Annotated in this window: 18 protein-coding genes; 12 read left to right on the forward strand and 6 right to left on the reverse strand. The window is 65.8% G+C overall.

Features of this window, described 5'->3' with window-relative positions:
* Positions 1-2: 2 nt before the first annotated feature.
* The 3 genes from HD883_RS24700 to HD883_RS24710 all read right to left on the reverse strand — a co-directional run bounded on the left by HD883_RS24700 (position 3) and on the right by HD883_RS24710 (position 2,884).
* The gene (locus HD883_RS24700; RefSeq protein WP_179590691.1) at positions 3-986 is read right to left on the reverse strand and encodes a Bug family tripartite tricarboxylate transporter substrate binding protein; all 984 of its coding nucleotides are present in this window, start codon (positions 984-986) and stop codon (positions 3-5) included.
* Between the two features lie 78 nt (positions 987-1,064).
* The gene (locus HD883_RS24705) at positions 1,065-1,523 is read right to left on the reverse strand and encodes an AtuA-related protein (RefSeq protein ID WP_257022681.1); all 459 of its coding nucleotides are present in this window, start codon (positions 1,521-1,523) and stop codon (positions 1,065-1,067) included.
* A complete protein-coding gene (locus HD883_RS24710; RefSeq protein WP_179590689.1) occupies positions 1,520-2,884 on the reverse strand; it encodes an acyclic terpene utilization AtuA family protein in 1,365 nt (454 codons plus the stop codon). Before HD883_RS24710 ends, HD883_RS24705 begins: the two co-directional genes overlap by 4 nt.
* A 203-nt stretch (positions 2,885-3,087) precedes the next feature.
* Between HD883_RS24710 and HD883_RS24715 the strand changes: the two genes are divergently transcribed.
* The gene (locus HD883_RS24715; protein WP_179590687.1) at positions 3,088-4,080 is read left to right on the forward strand and encodes a LysR family transcriptional regulator; all 993 of its coding nucleotides are present in this window, start codon (positions 3,088-3,090) and stop codon (positions 4,078-4,080) included.
* Between the two features lie 164 nt (positions 4,081-4,244).
* Here the strand turns inward: HD883_RS24715 and HD883_RS24720 are convergent, their stop codons facing one another.
* Positions 4,245-6,215, reverse strand: coding sequence for an APC family permease (locus tag HD883_RS24720; protein WP_179590685.1), 1,971 nt, complete (start codon positions 6,213-6,215; stop codon positions 4,245-4,247).
* Between the two features lie 200 nt (positions 6,216-6,415).
* On the opposite strand from HD883_RS24720, the gene HD883_RS24725 reads away from it, so the two are divergent.
* The 11 genes from HD883_RS24725 (at position 6,416) to edd (ending at position 18,779) form a co-directional block, all read left to right on the forward strand.
* Positions 6,416-6,805, forward strand: coding sequence for a Rid family detoxifying hydrolase (locus tag HD883_RS24725; protein ID WP_179590683.1), 390 nt, complete (start codon positions 6,416-6,418; stop codon positions 6,803-6,805).
* Positions 6,806-8,884: an ATP-dependent DNA helicase RecG gene (gene recG, locus HD883_RS24730; protein WP_257022682.1), complete on the forward strand. Its 2,079-nt coding sequence runs from the start codon at positions 6,806-6,808 to the stop codon at positions 8,882-8,884.
* Positions 8,885-8,899: 15 nt separating this feature from the next.
* Complete coding sequence (locus HD883_RS24735; RefSeq protein WP_179590681.1) at positions 8,900-9,844, forward strand: LysR substrate-binding domain-containing protein; 945 nt, start codon at positions 8,900-8,902, stop codon at positions 9,842-9,844.
* A gap of 140 nt (positions 9,845-9,984) precedes the next feature.
* Positions 9,985-10,476 carry a Dps family protein gene (locus tag HD883_RS24740; protein ID WP_179590679.1) on the forward strand — a complete coding sequence of 164 codons (492 nt, stop codon included), beginning with the start codon at positions 9,985-9,987 and terminating at the stop codon, positions 10,474-10,476.
* A 222-nt stretch (positions 10,477-10,698) separates the two neighbouring features.
* Positions 10,699-12,348: an AMP-binding protein gene (locus HD883_RS24745; RefSeq protein ID WP_179590677.1), complete on the forward strand. Its 1,650-nt coding sequence runs from the start codon at positions 10,699-10,701 to the stop codon at positions 12,346-12,348.
* Positions 12,349-12,467: 119 nt separating this feature from the next.
* Positions 12,468-13,355 (forward strand): 4-hydroxybenzoate octaprenyltransferase, encoded by an 888-nt coding sequence (gene ubiA / locus HD883_RS24750; RefSeq protein WP_179590675.1) that lies wholly within the window; start codon positions 12,468-12,470, stop codon positions 13,353-13,355.
* A 106-nt stretch (positions 13,356-13,461) separates the two neighbouring features.
* The gene (locus tag HD883_RS24755; RefSeq protein WP_179590673.1) at positions 13,462-14,157 is read left to right on the forward strand and encodes a YggS family pyridoxal phosphate-dependent enzyme; all 696 of its coding nucleotides are present in this window, start codon (positions 13,462-13,464) and stop codon (positions 14,155-14,157) included.
* Positions 14,158-14,242: 85 nt separating this feature from the next.
* Positions 14,243-15,061 (forward strand): pyrroline-5-carboxylate reductase, encoded by an 819-nt coding sequence (proC, locus tag HD883_RS24760; RefSeq protein ID WP_179590671.1) that lies wholly within the window; start codon positions 14,243-14,245, stop codon positions 15,059-15,061.
* The gene (locus HD883_RS24765; RefSeq protein ID WP_179590669.1) at positions 15,045-16,346 is read left to right on the forward strand and encodes an MFS transporter; all 1,302 of its coding nucleotides are present in this window, start codon (positions 15,045-15,047) and stop codon (positions 16,344-16,346) included. Before proC ends, HD883_RS24765 begins: the two co-directional genes overlap by 17 nt.
* Complete coding sequence (locus tag HD883_RS24770; RefSeq protein ID WP_179590667.1) at positions 16,346-16,879, forward strand: queuosine precursor transporter; 534 nt, start codon at positions 16,346-16,348, stop codon at positions 16,877-16,879. The genes HD883_RS24765 and HD883_RS24770 overlap by 1 nt, the downstream gene beginning before the upstream one ends.
* 40 nt (positions 16,880-16,919) lie before the next feature.
* Positions 16,920-18,779, forward strand: coding sequence for a phosphogluconate dehydratase (gene edd, locus HD883_RS24775; protein ID WP_179590665.1), 1,860 nt, complete (start codon positions 16,920-16,922; stop codon positions 18,777-18,779).
* Positions 18,780-18,939: 160 nt separating this feature from the next.
* Here edd and HD883_RS24780 read toward each other — a convergent pair whose 3' ends face one another.
* The gene (locus HD883_RS24780; RefSeq protein WP_179590663.1) at positions 18,940-20,229 is read right to left on the reverse strand and encodes an NCS2 family permease; all 1,290 of its coding nucleotides are present in this window, start codon (positions 20,227-20,229) and stop codon (positions 18,940-18,942) included.
* A gap of 408 nt (positions 20,230-20,637) precedes the next feature.
* The gene (locus HD883_RS24785; protein WP_179590661.1) at positions 20,638-20,985 is read right to left on the reverse strand and encodes a BON domain-containing protein; all 348 of its coding nucleotides are present in this window, start codon (positions 20,983-20,985) and stop codon (positions 20,638-20,640) included.
* Positions 20,986-21,123 lie beyond the last annotated feature (138 nt).

Genomic DNA, 21,123 nt, shown 5'->3' on the forward strand with positions numbered 1-21,123 from the left:
TTTTATTCCGGTTCGATGCCGGCGGCCTTGATGATCTTGCCCCACTTCTGCGATTCGGCTTTCTGGAAGCTGGCCAGTTCGCCGGGGGTGGAGGTGTAGGGCTCGGTGCCGGTCGACTCGTAGAACGTCTTGGCGGCGGTCGAGGTGGATGCCTTGATCAGCAGTTCATTGAGCCGCGTCACGACCGCGCTGGGCGTGCCGGCAGGCACGTAGGCCGCGAACCAATACCCCATTTCATACCCTGGCACGCCCGCTTCGGCGATGGTCGGGACGTCGGGCGCCAGGGGCGAGCGCTTCAGGCTGGTCACGCCCAGGGCGCGCAGCTTGCCGCTCTTGACCTGGGGCAGGCCGGTGGCGGTGTCGGTGATCATCATGCTGATCTGGCCGCCCAGCAGGTCGGTGACGGCCAGCGGGTTGCTTTTGTAGGGCACGTGCAGGATCTTGGCGCCGGTCATTTGCTGGAGCAGTTCGCCGGCAATACGGCTGGACGAGCTGCCGCTGCCGAAGCTCAGCTTGCTGGGTTCTTTCTTGGCCAGGGCAAGCAGTTCCTGCACGCTCTTGACCGGCAGGTTGGGGTTCACGACCATGATCTGGCCACCCTTGCCCAAGGCCGTGACCGGGGCAAAGTCCTTGACCGGATCGTAGGGCAGCGACTTGTACAGGTGTTCGTTGGCGGCGTGCGTCGTGTTGGTGGTGATCAGCACCGTGTAGCCGTCGGCCTGCGCGCGGGCGGCCGATTGCGCGCCGATGATGGCGCTGGCGCCCGGCTTGTTTTCGATGACGACGGTCTGGCCGCTGGCTTCGGTCATGCCCTGGCCGATGGCGCGGGCGATCTGGTCCGTGGCGCTGCCGGCCGCGAACGGCACGACGAAGGTCACGGGGCGGGCCGGATAGGTTTGCGCCGATGCCGTGAGTGGCGCGGCGGCCAGCGGCAGGGTGGCGGCGATGAGGCCGGCGAGCACAAGGCGGCGGGGTTGCGAGGTCATGGTGATGGGTCTCCGAAATTCTTGTTGTGGGTTAAGCAGAAATGCGGTCAGCAGGAAGGCGCTGAGTCAGGCGCCGTGTCAGTCAACGGTCTGTTCGATGATGCCGTCGCCATTGGCGTCGAAGCCGGGTGGCGGCGCTACGGGCATGTCCAGCAGCCAGAACGACAGGCCCTTGCCGTGCGCGTCCAGGTTGAGCGATCCGTTCACGCCGCCGTCCAGAACCTCATCCAGCACGAAGTTCATGGCGCACAGGGTGGGCAGCAGATAACGCTCGACGTGGGCCGGTTGGCGGTAGCCGAACCATCGGGCCACCGCGTCGGCAGTGATGTGCTCGACCAGGTGGTCGTAGTACGCCGGGTCGTGGGCGATCAGGCTCAGGTTGGACCGGTTGCCCTTGTCGCCTGCGCGGCTGTGCGCGAGCCGATAGAGGGGCACGGCGAGCGATGTCGACGCAACGCTGTTGGTTGCCGATGTCAACGTTGCAGCAGTCAACGATGCCGAACTCGTTGCGGCGGAAGTCGTGGTGGGCGATGTCATGCCGTGCTCCCCGGGGTCAGCATGTTCCAGCCGCTGCGGACCGCTTCACGCGGAACGAAGCAGGAAATGAGGTTGAGCCGCGGCTTGAGCGTAGTGCGCACGCCGCCGCCGCCGGCCGGGCCATTGGTATACAGCGCGGTGACTTCGCGCACGATGCGCTGGGCCTGGCGTTTGTCGTGCTGCGAGCAGGCAACACGCAGCCGCACGTCGCGGGCGCTGCCGTGGGGGGCGCCGCGCAGCATGTCGCCGCGGTCGTCACCGAGGATGCTGACGGCCCCGATCAGGTCGATGCGCACGGGCAGGTCGGGCCCCAGGCGTTGGATGATGACGTCGGCGGCAAGACGCGCACGCGCTTCGGCGCGCGGGCCGGCATAGGAAATTTCGGCTTCGGCCAGCCAGCCGCCGCGATAGCAGACGTTGACCTTGAGGCGGTCGGGACGGGCATGGCCGGTCACGCCGCCGAGCGCGACACGATCGTTGCCAAGATCCACGACCCGCGCCTGGCTGATGTCGGCCACGACGTCGGGCGTGAGGTAGCGCGCCGGGTCATGCACTTCATACAGCAGCTGTTCCTTGACCGTGCGGGGATCGACGCAGCCGCCGGTAAAGTCGGCTTTGCCAATCACGCAACTGCCGTCGGCATTGATCTCGGCGATCGGAAAGCCGACCGCGTGCAGGTCGGGCACGTCCTTGAAACCGGGATCGGCAAAGTAGCCGCCCGTGACCTGGGTGCCGCATTCGAGCAGATGGCCTGCCATCGTGGCGCGGCCCAGGCGTTCCCAGTCGTCCGCGGCCCAGCCGAAGTGGGCCATGGCCGGGCCGACCGCCAGGGACGGGTCCGCCACTCGGCCTGCAACAACGATCTGCGCGCCGCCGCGCAAGGCGTCGGCGATGGCTTCGGCGCCCAGGTAGGCGTTGGCGCTGACCACATCAAGGTCATCAAATTGGGGGCCGATGCATTCGCGCAGCAGGTCGCGATAGGCGGGCCCGGACAGGTCGTCGCCATGCACGATGGCGATGCGCGCATCGGGGATGCCTTGCGCGCTGGCCAGGTCGTGCAGGCGCTGCGCAGCGCCGGGCGGGTTGGCCGCGCCGAAGTTGCCGATGATGGCGATGTCGTGGCGCAGGCAGCGTTCGATGACCGGACCGACAAGGTCGTCCAGCTGCGGATCGAAACCGCCTTGCGGATGGTGTTCGCGTTCGAGTTGCGCCAGCGCCAGGGTGCGCTCGGCAAGCGTCTCGTACATCAACGCTGCCGGACCGCCGCGGGCGATCAGGGTGTCTACCACCGGGCCCGCCGCGTCCGTCCTGTCTCCAGAGAAACCCGAGGCCGACCCGATCAGAAAGGGAGCTGTTGGCATGGGATTGTCTTTTGTGCTTTTATGAAAGCCCACTATAGGGGCGGAAAAATCATCCGTAAAATAGAAAAAAAAGATCGATTGATCCAAAAAACGGATGAGTTGATAACGGATATCGAGGGGGAGCAACAGATGGTGGGCAAGACCGGGTTGAGGAAAGACGGGGTGAAGGCGAGTGGCGCCAAGGAACCCGGGGGGAGCACGCCATGAACCTGGCCAATATGTCGACGCGGCAATTGCGCGCGTTCATTGCATTGGTTGAGGAACGCAACTTTACGCGCGCGGCCGACAAGACTTTTCTGTCGCAGCCCGCGTTCAGCGCCCTGATCCGGTCGATCGAAACGGTGGCGGGTGTGCGGCTGTTTGACCGGTCCACGCGGCATGTGGAACTGACGCCCGAAGGCGTGCTGTTCGAAGGGTCGGCGCGGCGTCTGCTGGGTGACTTCGAGCTGGCGATGGAAGAGCTGAGCGACCACGTGGCCAAACGCAAGGGCAGGGCGTCGGTGGCGGCCCTGCCGTCGTTGGCATCGGGCTGGTTGCCGGGTGTGCTGGGGGAATTTCGCGCCGAGTTTCCGGGCGTGGCGCTGGAACTGCACGACGCCTTGCTCGAGCCCTGCCTGAGTCTGGTGCGCCTGGGCCGGGTGGACTTTGCCCTGGCCGCGAACGGCGCCGACATGAGCGATTTCACGACCGAGTTGCTGTGCGTGGACAGCTTCTATCTGGTCTGCCGCAAGGACCATCCGCTGGCGCAACTGGCGACGGTGCGGCTGCGCGACGTGGCCGATTACCCGTTCATTCAGTTGGCGCGGTCAAGCAGCGTGCGGCAGCATCTGGACGCGGCCTTGCACCCGGTGCAGATGCAGACGGCGTTCGAGGTCGAGCACCTGGCGACGGTGACGGGACTGGTGGTGGCGGGGCTGGGCGTGAGCCTGGTGCCCGAGATGACGCTGTCGCAGTTTTCGCATCCGGACGTGGCGGTGATTCCGCTGTCGGTGCGCGGGCCGACCCGGTCCCTGTATCTGGTGCGCCGGCGAGACCGGTCCATGTCGGCGGCGGCCGAGGCGCTGTACACGCTGATCAAGGCGCGGCGGCCGTCGTTCCCGGCGGGGAAGGGCAGTGGGAGGGCTGGCGCGAAGCCGGCGAAGACGGGTGGCAAGGCGGCGAAGAAGCCCATCGCAACGAAGGCAACTGCTGCCTGACCGGACAACCGGACAACCGGACAACCGGACAACCGGACGATCGGACAACCAAACATCCGCACAACCGATCAATCGATCAACCAGACGATCGGACAACCGATCAACCAGATAACCGATCAACCGATCAACCGATCAACCGAACATTCGGTTTACCCATCAACCCATCAATCGATCAGCATCGGCAGCACCATCATCTGCTGCCCATTGATATGCATGCGCCGCTGCAGCGCGTTCACAGCCTGGTTATGCAGCAGGCGCGTGAACAGGTTGTCGCGCTTGAACACCAGCTTGCTCGCAAAGAACAGCGTGTTGGGATAGGTTTCCAGCGTTTCATTGCACAGCTTTTCCAGCGTCTGGACCGCATCGGTCCCATACCCCAGCCGGCTGGTGGCGGCCATGCCGTAGCTGTTGCAGAAGCGTTCGAAAAACTTCAATGACGTGTTCGCCTGCATCCGCAGGGTTTCCAGCGCTTCCGGCCCGCCATACACCCGCGCGTCCACCGTGCGGGCGTTGATGAACACAAAGTTTTTGAAGTGGTCCGGGAACATGCGCTGCACCCACAGCAGCGCATGCAGGCCACCGCCGCGGCTGGACCCCACCAGGAAGGCCGCGGTAGGTGCCTGCGGGTCGAGCGCGGGCGGATTGCATTCGGAACCGAACGATTGATTGGCAAAGATCTCGTCGACCAGGGCGATACGGCGGCGGGTGTCGCGGTAGTGGGCGCGGATGCCGAAGCAGGCCAGGATCAGCGCCGACGTGATCAGCAAGGTGGCCCAGCCCCCTTCGTAGAACTTTTCGACCACGGTCACCACCAGGATCGCGCTGGTGATGGCCAGGGCGATCAGGGACAGGGCCAGCCGGCGTTTCCAGTGGCGGCGGTGCGCCGGGTTGCGACGGTTCACGATCCAGTAGCGCGACAGGCCGGCCAGCGACAGCGTGAAGGTCAGGAACACATTGATCGAATAAAGCACCACCAGTAGCGAGACCTTGCCGCCGGTCAGGATCAGGATGGCGAGGGCCGCGATGCCCATCAGCAGAATGCCGTTTTCCGTCACCAGCCGGTTCGACAGATAGCGGAAACGATGCGGCACCCACGAGTCGGCCGCCATGTTGGACAGCACCGACGGCCCGCCCAGAAAGCCGGTGTTGGCCGCGACGAACAGCAGGCCGGCTTCAAATATCAGCACCAGGGTCAGGGCGATCACCAGGCCGCTGCCGGTCAGGCCCATCTCGCCCAGGATGTCCTGGAAGACGACGGCGTTCAGCGTCTGCCCTTCGACCGGCGCGGCGGCCCACAGCAGGTACAGCAGGATGATGCCGCCCGCGGTGAACGCGAGGCTGATGGCCATGAGCATCATCGTCATCTTGCCGGTGCGGACGACGGGTTCGGCCAGGCGGTCCACGTTGTTGGAGACGGCTTCGATCCCGGTGTAGGTGCCGCCGCCCAGCGAATACGCTTTCATGAACACGGCCAGCACGAACAGCCAGCCGGCTTCCTGGGTGAAGCTGTCCAGCTCGGCAAAGGTATCGGGTATCAGGGCGGGCAGGCCCTCGGCATGCGCAAAGATGCCCCAGCCGATCAGGATGACGTGGGTGATCACGAAGCCGATAAAGATCGGCAGCAGAAAACGGATGCTTTCCTTGGCGCCGCGCAGATTGAGCCATAACAGCAGCAGCACCATGGCGCAGGCGGTCCAGTTCTTGAACGGCTGCCAGGTGGCGGGCAGCAAGGAGAACAGGGCGTCGGTGCCGCTGGCGACCGAGATGGCAATGGTCAGGATGTAGTCGACGATCAGCGCCGACCCGGACACCAGCCCGGCCGTCGGCCCGAGCAGCGCGGTCGATACCCGGTAGCCGCCTCCGCCGGTGGGGAAGAGTTCGATCACCTGGTTGTAGGCCAGCGCCACGACGAACACGGTGATGGCGGTGGCCACGGCAAGAAATAGCGCCAGGTGCGTATGGGCGCCCAGCGCGCGGAAGGCTTCTTCGGGACCATAGGCCGACGAAGACAGGCCGTCGGCGCCCAGGCCGACCCAGGCCAGGAAGGCCGCCAGCGCGATCGAATGGCGCGTGTCGGCCGACAAAGGGTCGCGGGCCTTGCCCAGCAGGCGTTCCCGCCACGACGTTGCTTTCATACCGGTCGTTCCAAAATTGCGGCAAGTGACGACGACTTGCCGGCGTCCTTTTAGGGCCGCTTGCGAATGTTAACGGGGATATTGTTACCTGGTCGTTCAAACGGGTGCTATTGGACTTGGATTTCTGATAGCTTTGTACATGGCGCGCTGAATTCGTTGGATCATCGCTGGCCCCCCTCACGCTTTACAGGACTTCCCCCATGACGAAAGAGATTCTGCACACCGACCAGGCACCCGCCGCCGTCGGTCCGTATTCGCAAGCCGTCGCCGTGCCGGCCGGCGGCAAGGTGGTGTATCTGTCGGGTCAGATCGGCCTGGAGCCATCCACCGGCGTCATGGTCAACGACACCTTCGAAGCGGAAGTGCGCCGCGCCTTCGCCAACATGACGGCAGTGGTGACCGCGGCCGGCGGCACCTTGGCGCAAGTCGTGAAGCTGACGCTGTTCCTGACCGACCTGTCCAAATTCGGCCAGGTCAACGACATCATGGCCGAACTGATTCCCCAGCCATTCCCGGCGCGCTCGACCGTGGGCGTGAAGGAATTGCCCAAGGGCGCGACCTTCGAAGTCGAAGCGATCCTGGTGATCTGATTGCCTGTTGCCGCGTCGCCTGCCAAGGCTTCCGCCAGGGACCTGTCCGCCCAGCAACGCAAGATGGCGAAGCTGGGCCTGCATGGTCCTGAAGATCTGATTCTTCATCTGCCGATCCGGTATGAAGACGAGACGGCCATTACGCCGATCGCTCGCCTGATCCCCGGCATGTGGGCTCAGGTCGAAGGCGAAGTCACGAGTTGCGAAGTGACCTACCGGCCGCGCAAGCAGCTGAAGGCGTCGATTCGCGATGAGTCGGGTGAACTCGGCCTGCGTTACCTGAATTTCTATCCCAGCCAGCAGAAACAGCTGGCGGTGGGCCGGCGCATTCGCGCGCGGGGCGAGGCGCGCGGCGGCTTCTTCGGCATGGAGATGGTGCACCCGCGCACGACGGTGGCGACCGATGTGTCCCGCCTGCCGACCTCGTTGACGCCGGTGTATCCGACCACCGAAGGCCTGCCCCAGGGCGTGCTGCGCAAGGCGATTGCCGAAGCGCTGCAAGACGCCGATCTGTCGGATACGCTGCCGGAATCCTTGCGCCAGCAATACGACCTGATGGGGTTTGCGCAGGCGGTACGTCTGCTGCATTACCCGCCGGCCGACGTGGATCCGGAAGGCCTGACGGCGCGGGCCCATCCCGCCTGGCTGCGCGTCAAGTTTGATGAACTGCTGGCCCAGCAGCTGTCCCTGGCCAAGGCGCGCGCCGCGCGGCTCGACAAACGCGCCGTACGCCTGCCCTTGCGCAAGGGGGACGACACGGTGGTGTCCCGGCTGCTGGCCACGCTGCCGTTCGGCCTGACCGGCGCACAGCAACGCGTGCTGAAGGAAATCGCGGCGGACCTGGCCAAGCCCAACCCCATGCACCGCCTGCTGCAAGGCGACGTGGGCAGCGGCAAGACCGTGGTGGCGGCACTGGCCGCCGCGCAGGCCATCGACAATGGCTACCAGGCGGCCCTGATGGCGCCTACCGAAATCCTGGCCGAGCAGCATTACCGCAAGCTGGTCGACTGGTTCGCGCCGCTGGGTATCAAGGTGATGTGGCTGACCGGCAGCCTGAGCGCCAAGGTGCGGCGCGAGGCCGTGGCCGCGATCGAAAGTGGCGAGGCGCATCTTGCCGTGGGCACGCAGGCCTTGATCCAGGATCAGGTCACGTTTTCGAAACTGGGCCTGGCGATCGTGGACGAGCAGCACCGCTTTGGCGTGGGCCAGCGGCTGGCCTTGCGCGGCAAGGGCGGCGGCAAGGACGGCGCGGATCTCTACCCGCATCAGTTGATGATGACGGCGACGCCGATTCCGCGCACGCTGGCCATGACGTTCTTTGCCGACCTGGACGTGTCGGTCATTGACGAGCTGCCGCCGGGGCGCACCCCCGTCGTGACCAAACTGCTGTCGGACGCGCGGCGGGATGAAGTGGTGGCGCGCATCCACGAAGCGGCGCGGATCGGCCGGCAGGTGTACTGGGTCTGTCCGCTGGTCGAAGAAAGCGAGACCCTGGAATTGCAGACCGCCGTCGACACGCATCTGGCCTTGACGCAGGCCCTGCCAGGGTTGAACGTGGGACTGGTGCATGGCCGCCTGCCCACGGCCGAGAAGGCCGCCGTGATGCAGGCCTTCAAGGCGGGCGAGATCCACTTGCTGGTCGCCACCACGGTGATCGAAGTGGGCGTGGACGTGCCCAATGCATCGCTGATGGTAATCGAGCACGCGGAGCGGTTTGGCCTGGCCCAGCTGCATCAGTTGCGCGGCCGGGTCGGGCGGGGCGCGGCCGAGTCGGTGTGCGTGCTGCTGTTCCAGACGCCGCTGTCGATGATCGCCAAGGCCCGCCTGCGCACCATGCACGAGACCACCGACGGGTTCGAAATCGCGCGGCGCGATCTGGAGCTGCGCGGTCCGGGCGAGTTTTTGGGCGTGCGCCAGTCGGGTCTGGCATTGATGCGGTTTGCCGACCTGGAAACCGATATCGAGATCGCCGAACAGGCGCACGAGGCCGCAGCCCTGCTGCAGGCCAGCCAGCCGGACGTCGTGGCGCGCCACCTGGCGCGCTGGATGCGCGGCCGCGAAGATTTTCTCAAGGCATAAGCCGGAGGCAAGGCAATGACGCTGACCGAGTTGAAGTACATCGTGGCCGTGGCGCGAGAACGCCATTTCGGCCGCGCGGCCGAGGCCTGTTTCGTCAGCCAGCCGACGCTGTCGGTGGCGATCCGCAAGCTCGAAGATGAGCTGGGCGTGACGATTTTCGAGCGGGGCGGATCCGAAGTCGGTGTGACGCCGATCGGGCAGCGGGTGGTCGCGCAGGCGCAAAAAGTGCTGGAAGAAGGCGCAAACCTGAAAGAGATCGCCAAGCAGGGGCATGACCCGCTGTCGGGCGCGTTGCGGGTGGGGGTGATCTACACCATCAGCCCGTATCTGCTGCCCCAGCTGATCCCGCGACTGATCGCTCGCACGCCGCAAATGCCGCTGCTGCTGCAGGAATACTTTACGGTCCGGCTGCTGGAATTGCTGCGGCAGGGCGAGATCGATTGCGCCATCATGGCCCTGCCGTTGCCCGATGCGGGCCTGGTCATCCAGCCGCTGTATGACGAGCCTTTCGTGGTCGCGGTGCCAAAGAACCATCCGTGGGCCAGCCGCAAAAGCGTGGCGTCGGAAGAGCTGAAAAACGAGACGATGCTGCTGCTGGGGAGCGGGCATTGTTTTCGCGACCAGGTGCTGGAAGTCTGCCCCGAGCTGGCGCGGTTTTCGGCATCGAACGATGGCATCCAGCGGACATTTGAAGGATCGTCGTTGGAGACGATCCGGCATATGGTGGCGTCGGGGATCGGCATTACCGTGGTGCCGAAAACGTCGGTGCCGGCCCATCCCGATGAGCGCGAAATGCTGGCCTACATTCCGTTCGAGGACCCGGCGCCCGATCGGCGGGTGGTGCTGGCATGGCGCAAGAGCTTTCCGCGCACCCAGGCCATCGAGGCCCTGGTGGCGGCTGTCCAGGACTGTGACCTGAACGGCGTGACAATGATTTCCGAGGCGGCGCAAGAAGTCTGAGCGTTGTCTTGTAATGCGGCGAATGATCGCCATCTGGTAATTTGTTCATAGGTCTCGAACAACAACGAGGGGAGTAAACGATGGTCAAGAAAGTCAGCACGAAAGTCCCGGAACCCGTGAAGGTTTCCGCCGGCAAGAACATGAGCCAAACCGCCGTGGTCGCACCGCGCATCGATATCGGCATTTCGGATGCCGACCGCACCGCCGTCGCGGGCGGGCTGTCGAAGCTCCTGGCCGACACCTACACGCTGTATCAGATGACCCATAACTTCCACTGGAACGTGACGGGTCCGATGTTCAACACGCTGCACACGATGTTCATGACGCAGTACACCGAACTGTGGAATTCGATCGACGACGTGGCCGAACGTATCCGCGCCCTCGGTCACTTTGCGCCGGGTACCTACCGCGACTTCAACCAGCTCTCGTCGATCGAAGAGCCGGTGAATGTGCCGGAAGCGCTCGATATGGTCCGCCTGCTGGTGGCCGGTCACGAAGCCGTGGCACGCACCGCTCGCGAAACCTTCGCGATGGCCGATGCCGCCAATGACCAGCCGACGGCCGACCTGATGACCCAGCGCCTGGACATCCACGAAAAGACCGCCTGGATGCTGCGCAGCATCCTGCAGTAATCGACAGGAATGTCGCGGGACCTGCGTTCGGGTCCCGACACGAACCGTGGCAAGGTGCCGCGGTTTTTTTTCGCCCGCGAAACGGCCTGCCATCCCCTCCAAAAAATTAGTTGAAACCTAAAGGTTTTCGGCTACAGTTATCGGCAGAGACCCCGCGCACAGACGCGGACCCGGATTCCCCGCGCGCAGACGCGGGACCACAAACCGCCGTTGGAGGCCAGCATGGAGCGTTCGGCGCACATCGATAGCTTTTCGCGGGATCATTTGCCCGACCCCGGGCTGTGGCCCGACTTTTTGCTCGACAGCCCTGACGTGGCCTACCCGGCCCGTATCAACTGCGCGGCCGAGCTGGTCGACGGCGCGGTGGCGCGCGGGCAGGGTGACCGCCCGGCATTGCACTGGCTGGGCGATAGTGGTCGGGCGTCCATGACGTACCGCGACCTGCAGCGCGCCGTGAACCGTGTGGCGCACGTGCTGACCGGCGACATGGGCCTGGTGCCCGGCAACCGGCTGCTGCTGCGCGGCCCCAACAATGCGGGCATGGCCATCGCATGGCTGGCAGCGGTCAAGGCGGGCCTGGTGGTCGTGCCGACCATGCCGCTACTGCGCGCCACCGAACTCAAGCAGATCATCGACAAGGCCGACGTGACGGCCGCGCTGTGCGATGTCAGGCTCAAGGACGAGCTGGTGGCCTGCACGGACGACGGACATACCCACTTTTGCGGATCGCTGAAACGCGTCGTGCTGTTCAATGCGACTGGCTCCAACGATGCCAGCGCGCAGGAACTGGAAGCGCTGGCCGCCGGCAAGTCCGATCAGTTCGATGCGTGCGATACCGCGGTGGACGACGTGTGCCTGATCGCGTTCACCAGCGGCACGACCGGGTCGCCCAAGGGGTGCATGCACTTCCATCGCGACGTGCTGGCCATGTGCGACCTGTTTCCCCGCCATCTGCTGAAGGCCACGCAGGACGACGTGTTTTGCGGCACGCCGCCGCTGGCGTTTACGTTCGGCCTGGGCGGCATGCTGTGCTTTCCGCTGCGGGTGGGCGCGTCCGTGGTGCTGGCCGAGCGCCTGACGCCCGACAGCCTGCTGCAGACCATCCAGGATTTCCGCGCGACCGTCGTGTTCACCGCGCCGACCTTCTACCGGCAGATGGCGGCGCTGGCCAGCGGCTTTGATCTGTCGTCCTTGCGCGCCAGCGTGTCGGCGGGCGAAGCCTTGCCCGATGCGACGCGGCAGGTATGGAAGCAGGCGACCGGGCTGGAAATGACGGATGGCATCGGCAGTACCGAGATGATCCACATCTTCATTTCAAGCACGGGCAGCGACGTTCGCAAGGGCGCCATCGGCAAGCCCGTGCCGGGGTACGAGGCGTGCATTGTGGACGAGCAGATGCGGCCGGTGCCACCGGGTACGCCGGGGCGGCTGGCGGTGCGCGGGCCGACGGGATGCAAGTACCTGGCCGATGCGCGCCAGGCCACGGCGGTGCAGAACGGCTGGAACCTGACGGGCGACAGCTTCCTGATGGATGCCGACGGCTACCTGTTCTACCAGGCGCGCGCCGACGACATGATCATTTCGGCCGGCTACAACATTGCCGGGCCGGAAGTGGAAAGCGCCTTGCTGCTGCATGAGGCCGTGGCCGAGTGCGGCGTGGTCGGCGCGCCGGATGCGGAGCGGGGGCAGGTGGTCAAGGCCTTCGTGGTGCTGAAGCCGGGCTTTGCGGCGGATGACGGCATGGTCAAGACCCTGCAGGATTATGTGAAGGCGACGATCGCGCCATACAAATATCCGCGCACCATCCAGTTCGTGGACGGACTGCCGCGTACCGAAACCGGCAAGCTGAAGCGGTACGCCTTGCGGGCATAGGACCGCGGTCCGTGGCCGGGGCTCGACGCCCCGGGCCGAGGGCGGGGCGTAAGCTCGCGATCCTTGGTCGAGGCGTGCCAGTCTGGCCCTCCGCCCCCCGGGCTTGTTACGATGGCGGGATGACTACCGCCTCCCTTTCCCTGGCCCAGCGCGTCGGCCTGTACGCGCGGCTTGTGCGCATCGACAAGCCCATCGGCATCCTGCTGCTGCTGTGGCCCACGCTGTGGGCGCTCTGGATTGCCAGCGATGGCGCGCCGACGCCGTATCTGGTGTTTGCCTTCGTGCTCGGGACCGCGCTGATGCGGTCGGCCGGCTGCGCCATCAACGATTATTTTGACCGGGACGTCGACCTGCACGTCGCGCGCACCAAGGATCGGGTGCTGACGTCCGGGCTGATCTCGCCCAAGGAAGCCTTGCTGGTCGCGGCGGGCCTGGCGCTGGTGTCCTTGCTGCTGGTGCTGCCCATGAACCACCTGGTGTGGGCGCTGGCCGTCGTGGCGGCCTTCCTGGCCGTCAGCTATCCCAAGTTCAAGCGCTTTTTTGCGATTCCCCAGGCCTATCTGGGGATCGCATTCGGCTTTGGCATTCCGATGGCGTTCGCGGCCGTGCTGGGCACCGTGCCGGCGATTGGCTGGCTGATGCTGCTGGCCAATATCGTCTGGGCCATTGCCTACGATACCGAATACGCGATGGTGGACCGGCCCGATGACCTGAAGCTGGGCCTGCACACCTCGGCCATCACCTTTGGCCGCCATGACGTGCTGATGGTCGGCATCTGCTACGTCGTCACGTTGGCCATGCTGGGGGCGATAGGGTTCATGCTGGGCTACGGCTGGGCGTTTTACCTGGGCCTGGTGGCCGCGGCGGCGATTGCCGTGCGGCATCTGGTCTGGATCCGGCATCGCGAGCCGGGCCCCTGCTTTCGCGCGTTCCTGAACAACACGTGGTTCGGCTTTGCCGTGTTTGCCGGCATTGTTGTGCAGACTTCGGTGCTGTCCCGCGCCTGATCGGGACTGTTCGCCGGCGGCCTGATCGGGCTGTCCGCCGGCGGCCTGCATTCAAGGCCGGGCGGTTTCCCGCACGCTTATAATCGATCCTTTTGCGCCCACCGCCATGTCGCCGATTGCCGACCATCTCCAGGCCGTGAGGCAGCGTATTGATCGTGCCGCGCAGGCCTGCGGGCGCGAACCGGCGGCCATCACGCTGATGGCCGTGTCCAAGACCTTTGATGCCGACGCGGTCCAGGCCGCCATCGATGCCGGCCACACCGTGTTCGGCGAAAGCTACGTGCAGGAAGCGATCGCCAAGATCGCCCTGCTGCGGGTTGCGCCTGGGCAACTGGCCTGGCATTTCATCGGCCCCCTCCAAAGCAACAAGGCGCGCCAGGTGGCCGAACACATGGACTGGGTGCATAGCATCGACCGCCTGAAGATCGCGCAGCGCCTGTCCGATCTGCGGCCCGACAGCCTGGGTCCCTTGCAGGTCTGCCTGCAGGTCAACATCGACAATGAACCCACCAAAAGCGGCGTGGCCCCGGCAGACGTGCTGACCCTGGCGCAGGCGGTGCACGGGCTGCCCCGGCTGCAGCTGCGTGGCCTGATGGCGATCCCGGCGCCGTCCGACGACCCGGCCGTGCAGCGCGCCGCGTTCGCCCGGCTGGCCGCGCTGCAACAGCAATTGCAGGACGCGGGCCTGCCGGTCGACACGCTGTCGATGGGCATGTCGGACGACCTGGAGGCCGCCGTGGCCGAAGGCGCCACCATCGTGCGGGTCGGCACGGCGATCTTCGGCACCCGGGCCTATGCCTGACCGGCCGCCTTCGGCGTCCTCGTATTCCTTCTTGCCGACGGGTGTCCCGCCTGTCGCCTTCGACTCTTTCTGACGGTTCCTGCTCATGCGCTCTGAAGACCTTTCCATTGCATTCATCGGCGGCGGCAATATGGCGTCCGCCCTGGTCAGCGGCCTGGCGGGCAAGCTGTGCCCGATCGGCAATATCCACGTGGTCGAGGTCAATGACGACCTGCGGGAAGCCTGGCGCGCCCGCGGCGCATCGGTCTCGGCCGAGCCCGACGAAGCCCTGGCCAATTGCCAGGTGTGGGTCTACGCCGTCAAGCCGCAGGTGATGAAGGCCGTGGCGATCGCCACCGAACCTTTCCTGCGCGACAGCCTGGTGATCAGCATTGCCGCCGGCATTCGCGCGGCCGACCTGGCCCGCTGGCTGTCGGCGACGCGACTGGTGCGCTGCATGCCCAATACGCCGTCATTGATCGGCGCCGGGATTTCCGGCCTGGCCGCGCTGCCCGGCACGCCGGATGCCGACCGCGAGCTTGCAGGACAGATTCTTGCGTCGGTGGGCGAAGTGGTGTGGGTCCAGGAAGAGTCGCAGCTCGATGGTGTCACGGCGCTGTCCGGCAGCGGCCCGGCCTATGTGTTCCTGATGATCGAAGCGCTGATCGAAGGTGGCCTGGCCGTGGGGCTGGATGCGGCGCAGTCCCGCGCGCTGGCGCTGGCGACGATGTCGGGCGCGACCCGCCTGGCGGCCGAGTCGAACGAGCTGCCGTCGCTGCTGCGCGAACGCGTGACGTCCAAGGGCGGCACCACCGCGGCCGCGCTGGCGGTCATGGAACAGGATGGCTTCAAGGCCACGGTCGTGCGCGCCATGCAGGCGGCGGCGGACCGGGCACACGAGATGGGCGATGAATTCGGCAACTGAACCTCCTGCATCGGATCGTCCGGCCACTGCCGCGGCAGCCACCCCGGCAGCCGTGGCGACCGACCCGGCAGCGGCCGACCTGCCGTCGTCGGTCGCGCGCCACCGGCCCTTTGTGCTGTTCTGGTTTGGCCGCGTGCTGTCGACGCTGTCGTTCCAGATGCTGTCGGTGGCGGTGGGCTGGCAGGTCTATAACCTGACCGGCCGCGCGCTGGACCTGGGCCTGGTCGGGCTCGCGCAGTTCTTGCCGATGGTGGTGCTGACCTTCGTGGTCGGGCATGTGGCCGATCGGTATGACCGGCGGACCATTGCCAGCATCTGCATGGCCGTGGAGGCGCTGGCGGCCGGAGTGCTGGCCTTTGGCACCTATGAAGGCTGGCTGACGCGCGACGCGATCCTGGTGATCGTGGCGATCGGCGGCGCGGCGCGGGCGTTCGAATCGCCCACCATGGCGGCGTTGGTGCAGGGGGTCGTGCCGCGTGCCATGCTGCCGCAGGCGGCGGCCTGGTCGACATCGGCCACGCAGACCGCGCAGATCCTGGGCCCAGCCTTGGGCGGGCTGCTGTTCGGCTTCGGGTCCACCGTGGCCTACGTGGTGGCCTGTGTGTTCTTTGCCCTGGGCGCCTTGGTGGTGTCGTTGATCCGGATCGAACGGGCGATTCCTTCCAAGGAACCGGTCACGTTCAAGTCCGTGTTTTCGGGTATCAGCTTCATTCGCAGCCGGCCAGTCATTCTGGGCACGCTGTCGCTGGACCTGTTTGCCGTGCTGCTGGGTGGCGCGACGGCGCTGCTGCCCATCTACGCCAAGGACATCCTGCATGCCGGGCCATGGGGGCTGGGCCTGCTGCGGACGTCGCCCGCCCTGGGCGCCCTGGCCATGTCGGTGTTTCTGGCGCACTACCCGATCAAGAAGAACGTGGGGCCGATGCTGTTTGCGTCGCTGGGCGTGTTCGGTCTCGCCACGATCCTGTTCGGGCTGTCGACCAACATTCTGCTGTCGATGTTGGCCCTGGTGCTGCTCGGTGCAGCCGACGTGGTCAGCGTGGTGATCCGCTTCACGCTGGTTCAGCTGCAAACGCCCAACGAGATGCTGGGCCGGGTCAGCGCGGTCAATTCGCTGTTCGTGGGTACGTCCAACCAGCTGGGCGAATTCGAGTCGGGGGTGACGGCGGCCCTGTTTGGCGTCGTGCCGGCCGTGCTGATCGGCGGCGTGGGCACCATTGCCATTGCCGGCCTGTGGATGTTCCTGTTTCCGGCGCTGCGGCGCCTTCGGACGCTGGAGGGGTGATGACCTTCGAGCCCATGTCGCGGTGGCAATATGTGCGCGCCATCCTCGCCATGGGCGCGATCGTGCTCAGCTCCAACCTGCTTGTCCAGTTTCCGATCAATGACTGGCTGACCTGGGGCGCTTTCACCTACCCGGTGGCCTATCTGGCCATTGATCTGGTCAACCGCCGGCATGGCCCGCGGCGGGCGCGGCGGGTGGCCTGGGTGGGCTTTGCGGTGGCCGTCGTGGCCTCGTTGATCCTGGCGCCGCCGCGTATCGCGATTGCGTCCGGCACCGCCTATATCGCGTCGCAATTGCTGGACATCCAGGTGTTCGACCGCCTGCGCCAGGGGAACTGGTGGCGTGCGCCGCTGGTCTCCACCCTCTTGTCCGCCACGCTCGACACCGCGCTGTTCTGGAGCATTGCGTTTTCAGGGCAGGGCCTGCCGTGGACCTCGTGGGCGGCCGGCGACCTGGCGGTCAAGCTGGCGATCGGCATGACCATGCTGCTGCCGTTCCGAATTCTGATCCGGCGTACCCCCTCCGGTCGCTGACATTACATGCGCCGCCTGGCGGCGCTGGAGGAAAAACCGAATGGCCCATCACCCCGTCCTTGACGCCGTTACCGAGCGCATCATCAAGCGCAGCGGCACCCGCCGGGACGACTGGCTGGCCGAGACGCGCGCGCGCGCCGGTGCGCGAGTCGCCCGCAGCCAGATCTCGTGTACCAATCTTGCCCACGGTTTTGCGGCCATGCCGCACGACGCCAAGTTCCGCATCCGCGAACAGCAGCGGCCCAACCTGGCCATTGTGTCCGCCTACAACGACATGCTGTCGGCGCACCAGCCGCTGGAAGCCTACCCGGCCTGGATCAAGGAAGCCGCGCTCCAGGCCGGCGCCACCGCGCAATTCGCGGGCGGCGTGCCGGCCATGTGCGATGGGGTCACCCAGGGCCAGGAAGGCATGGAGCTGTCCTTGTTCTCGCGCGACGTGATCGCCATGTCGACCGCGATCGCGCTGTCCCACCAGATGTTCGACGCCGGCCTGTACCTGGGCGTGTGCGACAAGATCGTGCCGGGGCTGGTCATGGGCGCCTTGTCGTTCGGCCATCTGCCCGCCATTTTCGTGCCGGCCGGACCGATGACGACCGGCTTGAGCAACGACGAAAAAGCCCGCACGCGGCAGCTCTACACCGAAGGCAAGGTCAGCCGGGAAACGCTGCTGGAAGCCGAAGCGCAGTCCTACCATGGACCCGGCACCTGTACCTTCTATGGCACGGCCAACTCCAACCAGATGCTGATGGAGTTCATGGGCCTGCACCTGCCGGGCAGTGCCTTCGTCAACCCCGGCACGCCGCTGCGCGAAGCCCTGACGCGCGGCGCGGCGCAGCGGGCGGTGCAGCTGTGCCACGGGTCGGACGCCTATACGCCGATCTGCGACGTGCTGGACGTGCGGGCGTTCGTGAACGGCATCGTCGGCCTGATGGCGACGGGCGGGTCGACCAACCACACGCTGCACCTGGTGGCCATGGCGCGCGCCGCCCGCATCGTGCTCAATTGGGATGACTTTTCGCATCTGTCGGACGTGGTGCCGCTGCTGGCGCGGGTGTATCCGAACGGCAAGGCCGACGTGAACGAATTCCATGCAGCGGGCGGGCTGGGCTATGTGATGGCGCAGCTGCTGGACGCCGGACTGCTGCACGACGACGTGACCACCGTGGCGGGCCGCGGCCTGTCGGCCTACACGCAGGAACCCTGGCTGGACGACGGCCGGCTGGCATGGCGCGCGGGCACTTCTGAGCCGCTGAACCGCGACATCGTCCGGCCGTTTGCCGAGCCGTTCTCGTTGGACGGCGGGCTCAAGCTGCTGAAGGGCAATGTGGGCCGCGCGGTGATCAAGGTATCGGCCGTCAAGCCGCCGCATCGTATCGTTGAAGCGCCGGCCATCGTGTTCCAGGAACAGGACGACGTGCTGGCCGCCTTTGACCGGGGCGAACTGGAACGTGACTTTGTGGCGGTGGTGACGTGGCAAGGTCCGGCGGCCAATGGCATGCCCGAACTGCACAAATTGACGCCGACCCTGAGCATCCTGCAGGAACGCGGTTTCAAGGTGGCCCTGGTGACGGACGGGCGCATGTCGGGCGCGTCGGGCAAGGTGCCCGCCGCCATCCACGTCACGCCCGAGGCCTTGTCGGGCGGGGCGATCGGACGGATCCAGACGGGCGACCTGGTGCGCCTGGATGCGGAAGCGGGCACGCTGGACGTGCTGGGTCCGGTGGACTGGCTGCACCGCGCGCCGTTCGAGCATGACCTGTCGGCGCACGTGAATGGCATCGGCCGGGATCTGTTCGGCAATCTGCGCAAGACGGTGAGCGCGGCCGAACGAGGCGCGTGCACGCTGTTCGAGACGGACGAGGCGGTCAATCCGGAAGGAACGGCGGAAGCAGACGACTGAGGTGGAAGACCGAGTGGACGACTAAAGTGGACCACTGAGGTGGACGTCTGAGGTGGACCACTGAGGAGCAGCCTGCTGGAATGAACAACGGCGCATCAGATCGATGCGCCGTTGTTTTATGGCCGGGTGGCGGCGTGTTGGACGCCGCCGTCCTGTCAGGTCATTCGCTGAAGAATGCGAAGCGAATCAGGAACAGGATGGCCACGACCCAGGTTGCCGGGTGGATCTGGCGGATGCGGCCGGTAAAGGCCTTGAGCACCACATAGCTGATGAAGCCGAAGGCCAGGCCGGTGGCGATCGAATACGTGAAGGGCATGGCCAGGGTCGTCAGTGCGGCCGGCACGGCCTCGGTCACGTCTTCCCAGTCCACATCGATCAGTTCGCGCATCATCAGGCCGGCCACGTACAGCAGCGCAGGCGCGGTAGCGTAGGCGGGGATCGACCCGGCCAGCGGCGCGATGAACAGCGCGGCCAGGAACAGGATGCCGACCACCAGCGCGGTCAGGCCCGTGCGGCCACCGGCCTGCACGCCCGATGCGCTTTCCACAAAGGCCGTGGTGCTGCTGGTGCCCAGCAAGGAACCGGCGGTAATCGCGGTGCTGTCGGCAAACAGGGCGCGGCCCAGGCGGTTCTTGGGGCCATCAAGCAGACCGGCGCGTTTGGCCACGCCCATCAGCGTGCCCGTGGCGTCGAACACTTCGACCAGCACGAACACCAGGATCACCTGCAGGAAACCGGCGTGCAGGGCACCCAGGATGTCCAGCTGCAGGAAGGTGGGCGCCAGGCTGGGCGGCGTCGACAGAATGCCCTTGAAGGTGTTGATGCCCAGCAGCATGCTGGCCACGGTGACGACCAGGATGCCGATCAGGATGGCGCCGCGAACCTTGAGCGCATCCAGCACGGCGATCACGAAGAACCCCAGCACGGCCAGCAGGGCTTGCGGCGAATGCAGGTCGCCCAGGCCGATCATGGTGGCCGGATTCTTGACGATGATGCCCGAGCTGCTCAGGGCGATGATGGCCAGGAAGAGGCCGATACCGGCTGCGATCGCGCTGCGCAAGGAGGGCGCGATGCCCGCAATGAGCCAGCTGCGTATCCCCGTGACCGTGAGCAGCAGGAAGATGCAGCCCGAAATGAACACGGCGCCCAGCGCCTGCTGCCAAGTGTAGCCCAGCGCCGCGACCACCGTGAAGGCAAAGAAGGCGTTCAGGCCCATGCCCGGCGCCATGCCGATCGGGTAGTTGGCCACCAGCGCCATGACGATCGACCCGATGGCCGCGGCCAGGCAGGTCGCGACAAAGATCGCGTCGCGGTCCATGCCCGTGGTGGACAGGATCTGCGGGTTGACGAAGATGATGTACGACATCGTGAGGAAGGTCGTGATCCCCGCGATGACTTCCGTTTTGACGGAGGTGCCGTGCTCACTTAACTTGAATAAGCGCTCGAACATGGTGGGTGTCCTGGTCGGTGATGGATGGGCCCCCCCTGGGCGCTGCGCGCCTCCCCCAGGGGCGACACCTGCGGACTGGCGAAGCCAGATCCGCGGTGTCCTGGCTGGTGGGTTCCTTAATGATAGGTGTGCGAGCGCGAACTGAAAACAAAAGCGCCCCGGGATGGCGGGGCGCTGTGGTGTGTATGTGCTGTGTTCGTCGTAACTGTGGCGCACAAACGCGTTGCGTGCTAATGCCCAACAATCGCGCAAAGCGGCCTTCCCGCACCGCCACGGCCCGATCCAGGACACCGCGGATCTGGCTCCGCCAGTCCGCTGGAGTCGCCCCTGGCGGAGGCGCGCAGCGCCTAGGGGGGGACCAATTCCCGGTGTCGCCCCTGGGGGAGGCGCGAAGCGCCCAGGGGGGGACTACTTCCGCAGCTGGAGGTTGTTCTTGACGTCAACCACGCCCTTGATGCCTCGGACCGTCCGAAGCGCCGAATCGATTTGCTCGGTGCTCTGGGCGGCGCCGGTCAGGTTCACCACACCGTCCAACGTCTTCACGCTGATCGACAGCGACTTGGTCAGTTGTTCGCGGAGCAGGGCGCCCTTCACCTGCGTCGTGATCAGGCTGTCATCCACCACGTCACCCAAAGTGCGGCGATTGTCATTCCCCATGGGCGCAGGCGTTTGCGCCTGGGCTTGCGTCAGGGTCAGCGGGGAAAAGACGGCGGCGGTGCTCACCAGGGCGGCAAGGATCAGAGAGTGACGTTTCATTCGGGGGCTCCATGTCAGGGTGCAGGGGCGGCCGATGCCGGGCCCTGCTCAGACCGCCAAGGTAGTGCGGCGGCAGGGTCTCGTCAAAGCCCTGCGTGTAACCCCTAGTACACTGCAAGGTCATCGAACCGGGTCCTT

It is taken from the genome of Pigmentiphaga litoralis (genome assembly GCF_013408655.1).
In the GTDB taxonomy this organism is placed as follows: Bacteria; Pseudomonadota; Gammaproteobacteria; order Burkholderiales; family Burkholderiaceae_B; genus Pigmentiphaga; species Pigmentiphaga litoralis_A.

Bases quoted from the DNA above. Each gene is read 5' to 3' on its own strand.
- HD883_RS24715 (WP_179590687.1), top strand. From the start codon at position 3,088: ATGAACCTGGCCAATATGTCGACGCGGCAATTGCGCGCGTTCATTGCA.
- HD883_RS24725 (WP_179590683.1), top strand. From the start codon at position 6,416: ATGACGAAAGAGATTCTGCACACCGACCAGGCACCCGCCGCCGTCGGT.
- HD883_RS24710 (WP_179590689.1), bottom strand. From the start codon at position 2,884: ATGCCAACAGCTCCCTTTCTGATCGGGTCGGCCTCGGGTTTCTCTGGA.
- HD883_RS24745 (WP_179590677.1), top strand. From the start codon at position 10,699: ATGGAGCGTTCGGCGCACATCGATAGCTTTTCGCGGGATCATTTGCCC.
- HD883_RS24740 (WP_179590679.1), top strand. From the start codon at position 9,985: ATGAGCCAAACCGCCGTGGTCGCACCGCGCATCGATATCGGCATTTCG.
- HD883_RS24755 (WP_179590673.1), top strand. From the start codon at position 13,462: ATGTCGCCGATTGCCGACCATCTCCAGGCCGTGAGGCAGCGTATTGAT.
- proC (WP_179590671.1), top strand. From the start codon at position 14,243: ATGCGCTCTGAAGACCTTTCCATTGCATTCATCGGCGGCGGCAATATG.
- HD883_RS24765 (WP_179590669.1), top strand. From the start codon at position 15,045: ATGAATTCGGCAACTGAACCTCCTGCATCGGATCGTCCGGCCACTGCC.
- ubiA (WP_179590675.1), top strand. From the start codon at position 12,468: ATGACTACCGCCTCCCTTTCCCTGGCCCAGCGCGTCGGCCTGTACGCG.
- HD883_RS24700 (WP_179590691.1), bottom strand. From the start codon at position 986: ATGACCTCGCAACCCCGCCGCCTTGTGCTCGCCGGCCTCATCGCCGCC.
- HD883_RS24720 (WP_179590685.1), bottom strand. From the start codon at position 6,215: ATGAAAGCAACGTCGTGGCGGGAACGCCTGCTGGGCAAGGCCCGCGAC.
- HD883_RS24735 (WP_179590681.1), top strand. From the start codon at position 8,900: ATGACGCTGACCGAGTTGAAGTACATCGTGGCCGTGGCGCGAGAACGC.
- edd (WP_179590665.1), top strand. From the start codon at position 16,920: ATGGCCCATCACCCCGTCCTTGACGCCGTTACCGAGCGCATCATCAAG.
- HD883_RS24770 (WP_179590667.1), top strand. From the start codon at position 16,346: ATGACCTTCGAGCCCATGTCGCGGTGGCAATATGTGCGCGCCATCCTC.
- HD883_RS24705 (WP_257022681.1), bottom strand. From the start codon at position 1,523: ATGACATCGCCCACCACGACTTCCGCCGCAACGAGTTCGGCATCGTTG.
- HD883_RS24785 (WP_179590661.1), bottom strand. From the start codon at position 20,985: ATGAAACGTCACTCTCTGATCCTTGCCGCCCTGGTGAGCACCGCCGCC.
- HD883_RS24780 (WP_179590663.1), bottom strand. From the start codon at position 20,229: ATGTTCGAGCGCTTATTCAAGTTAAGTGAGCACGGCACCTCCGTCAAA.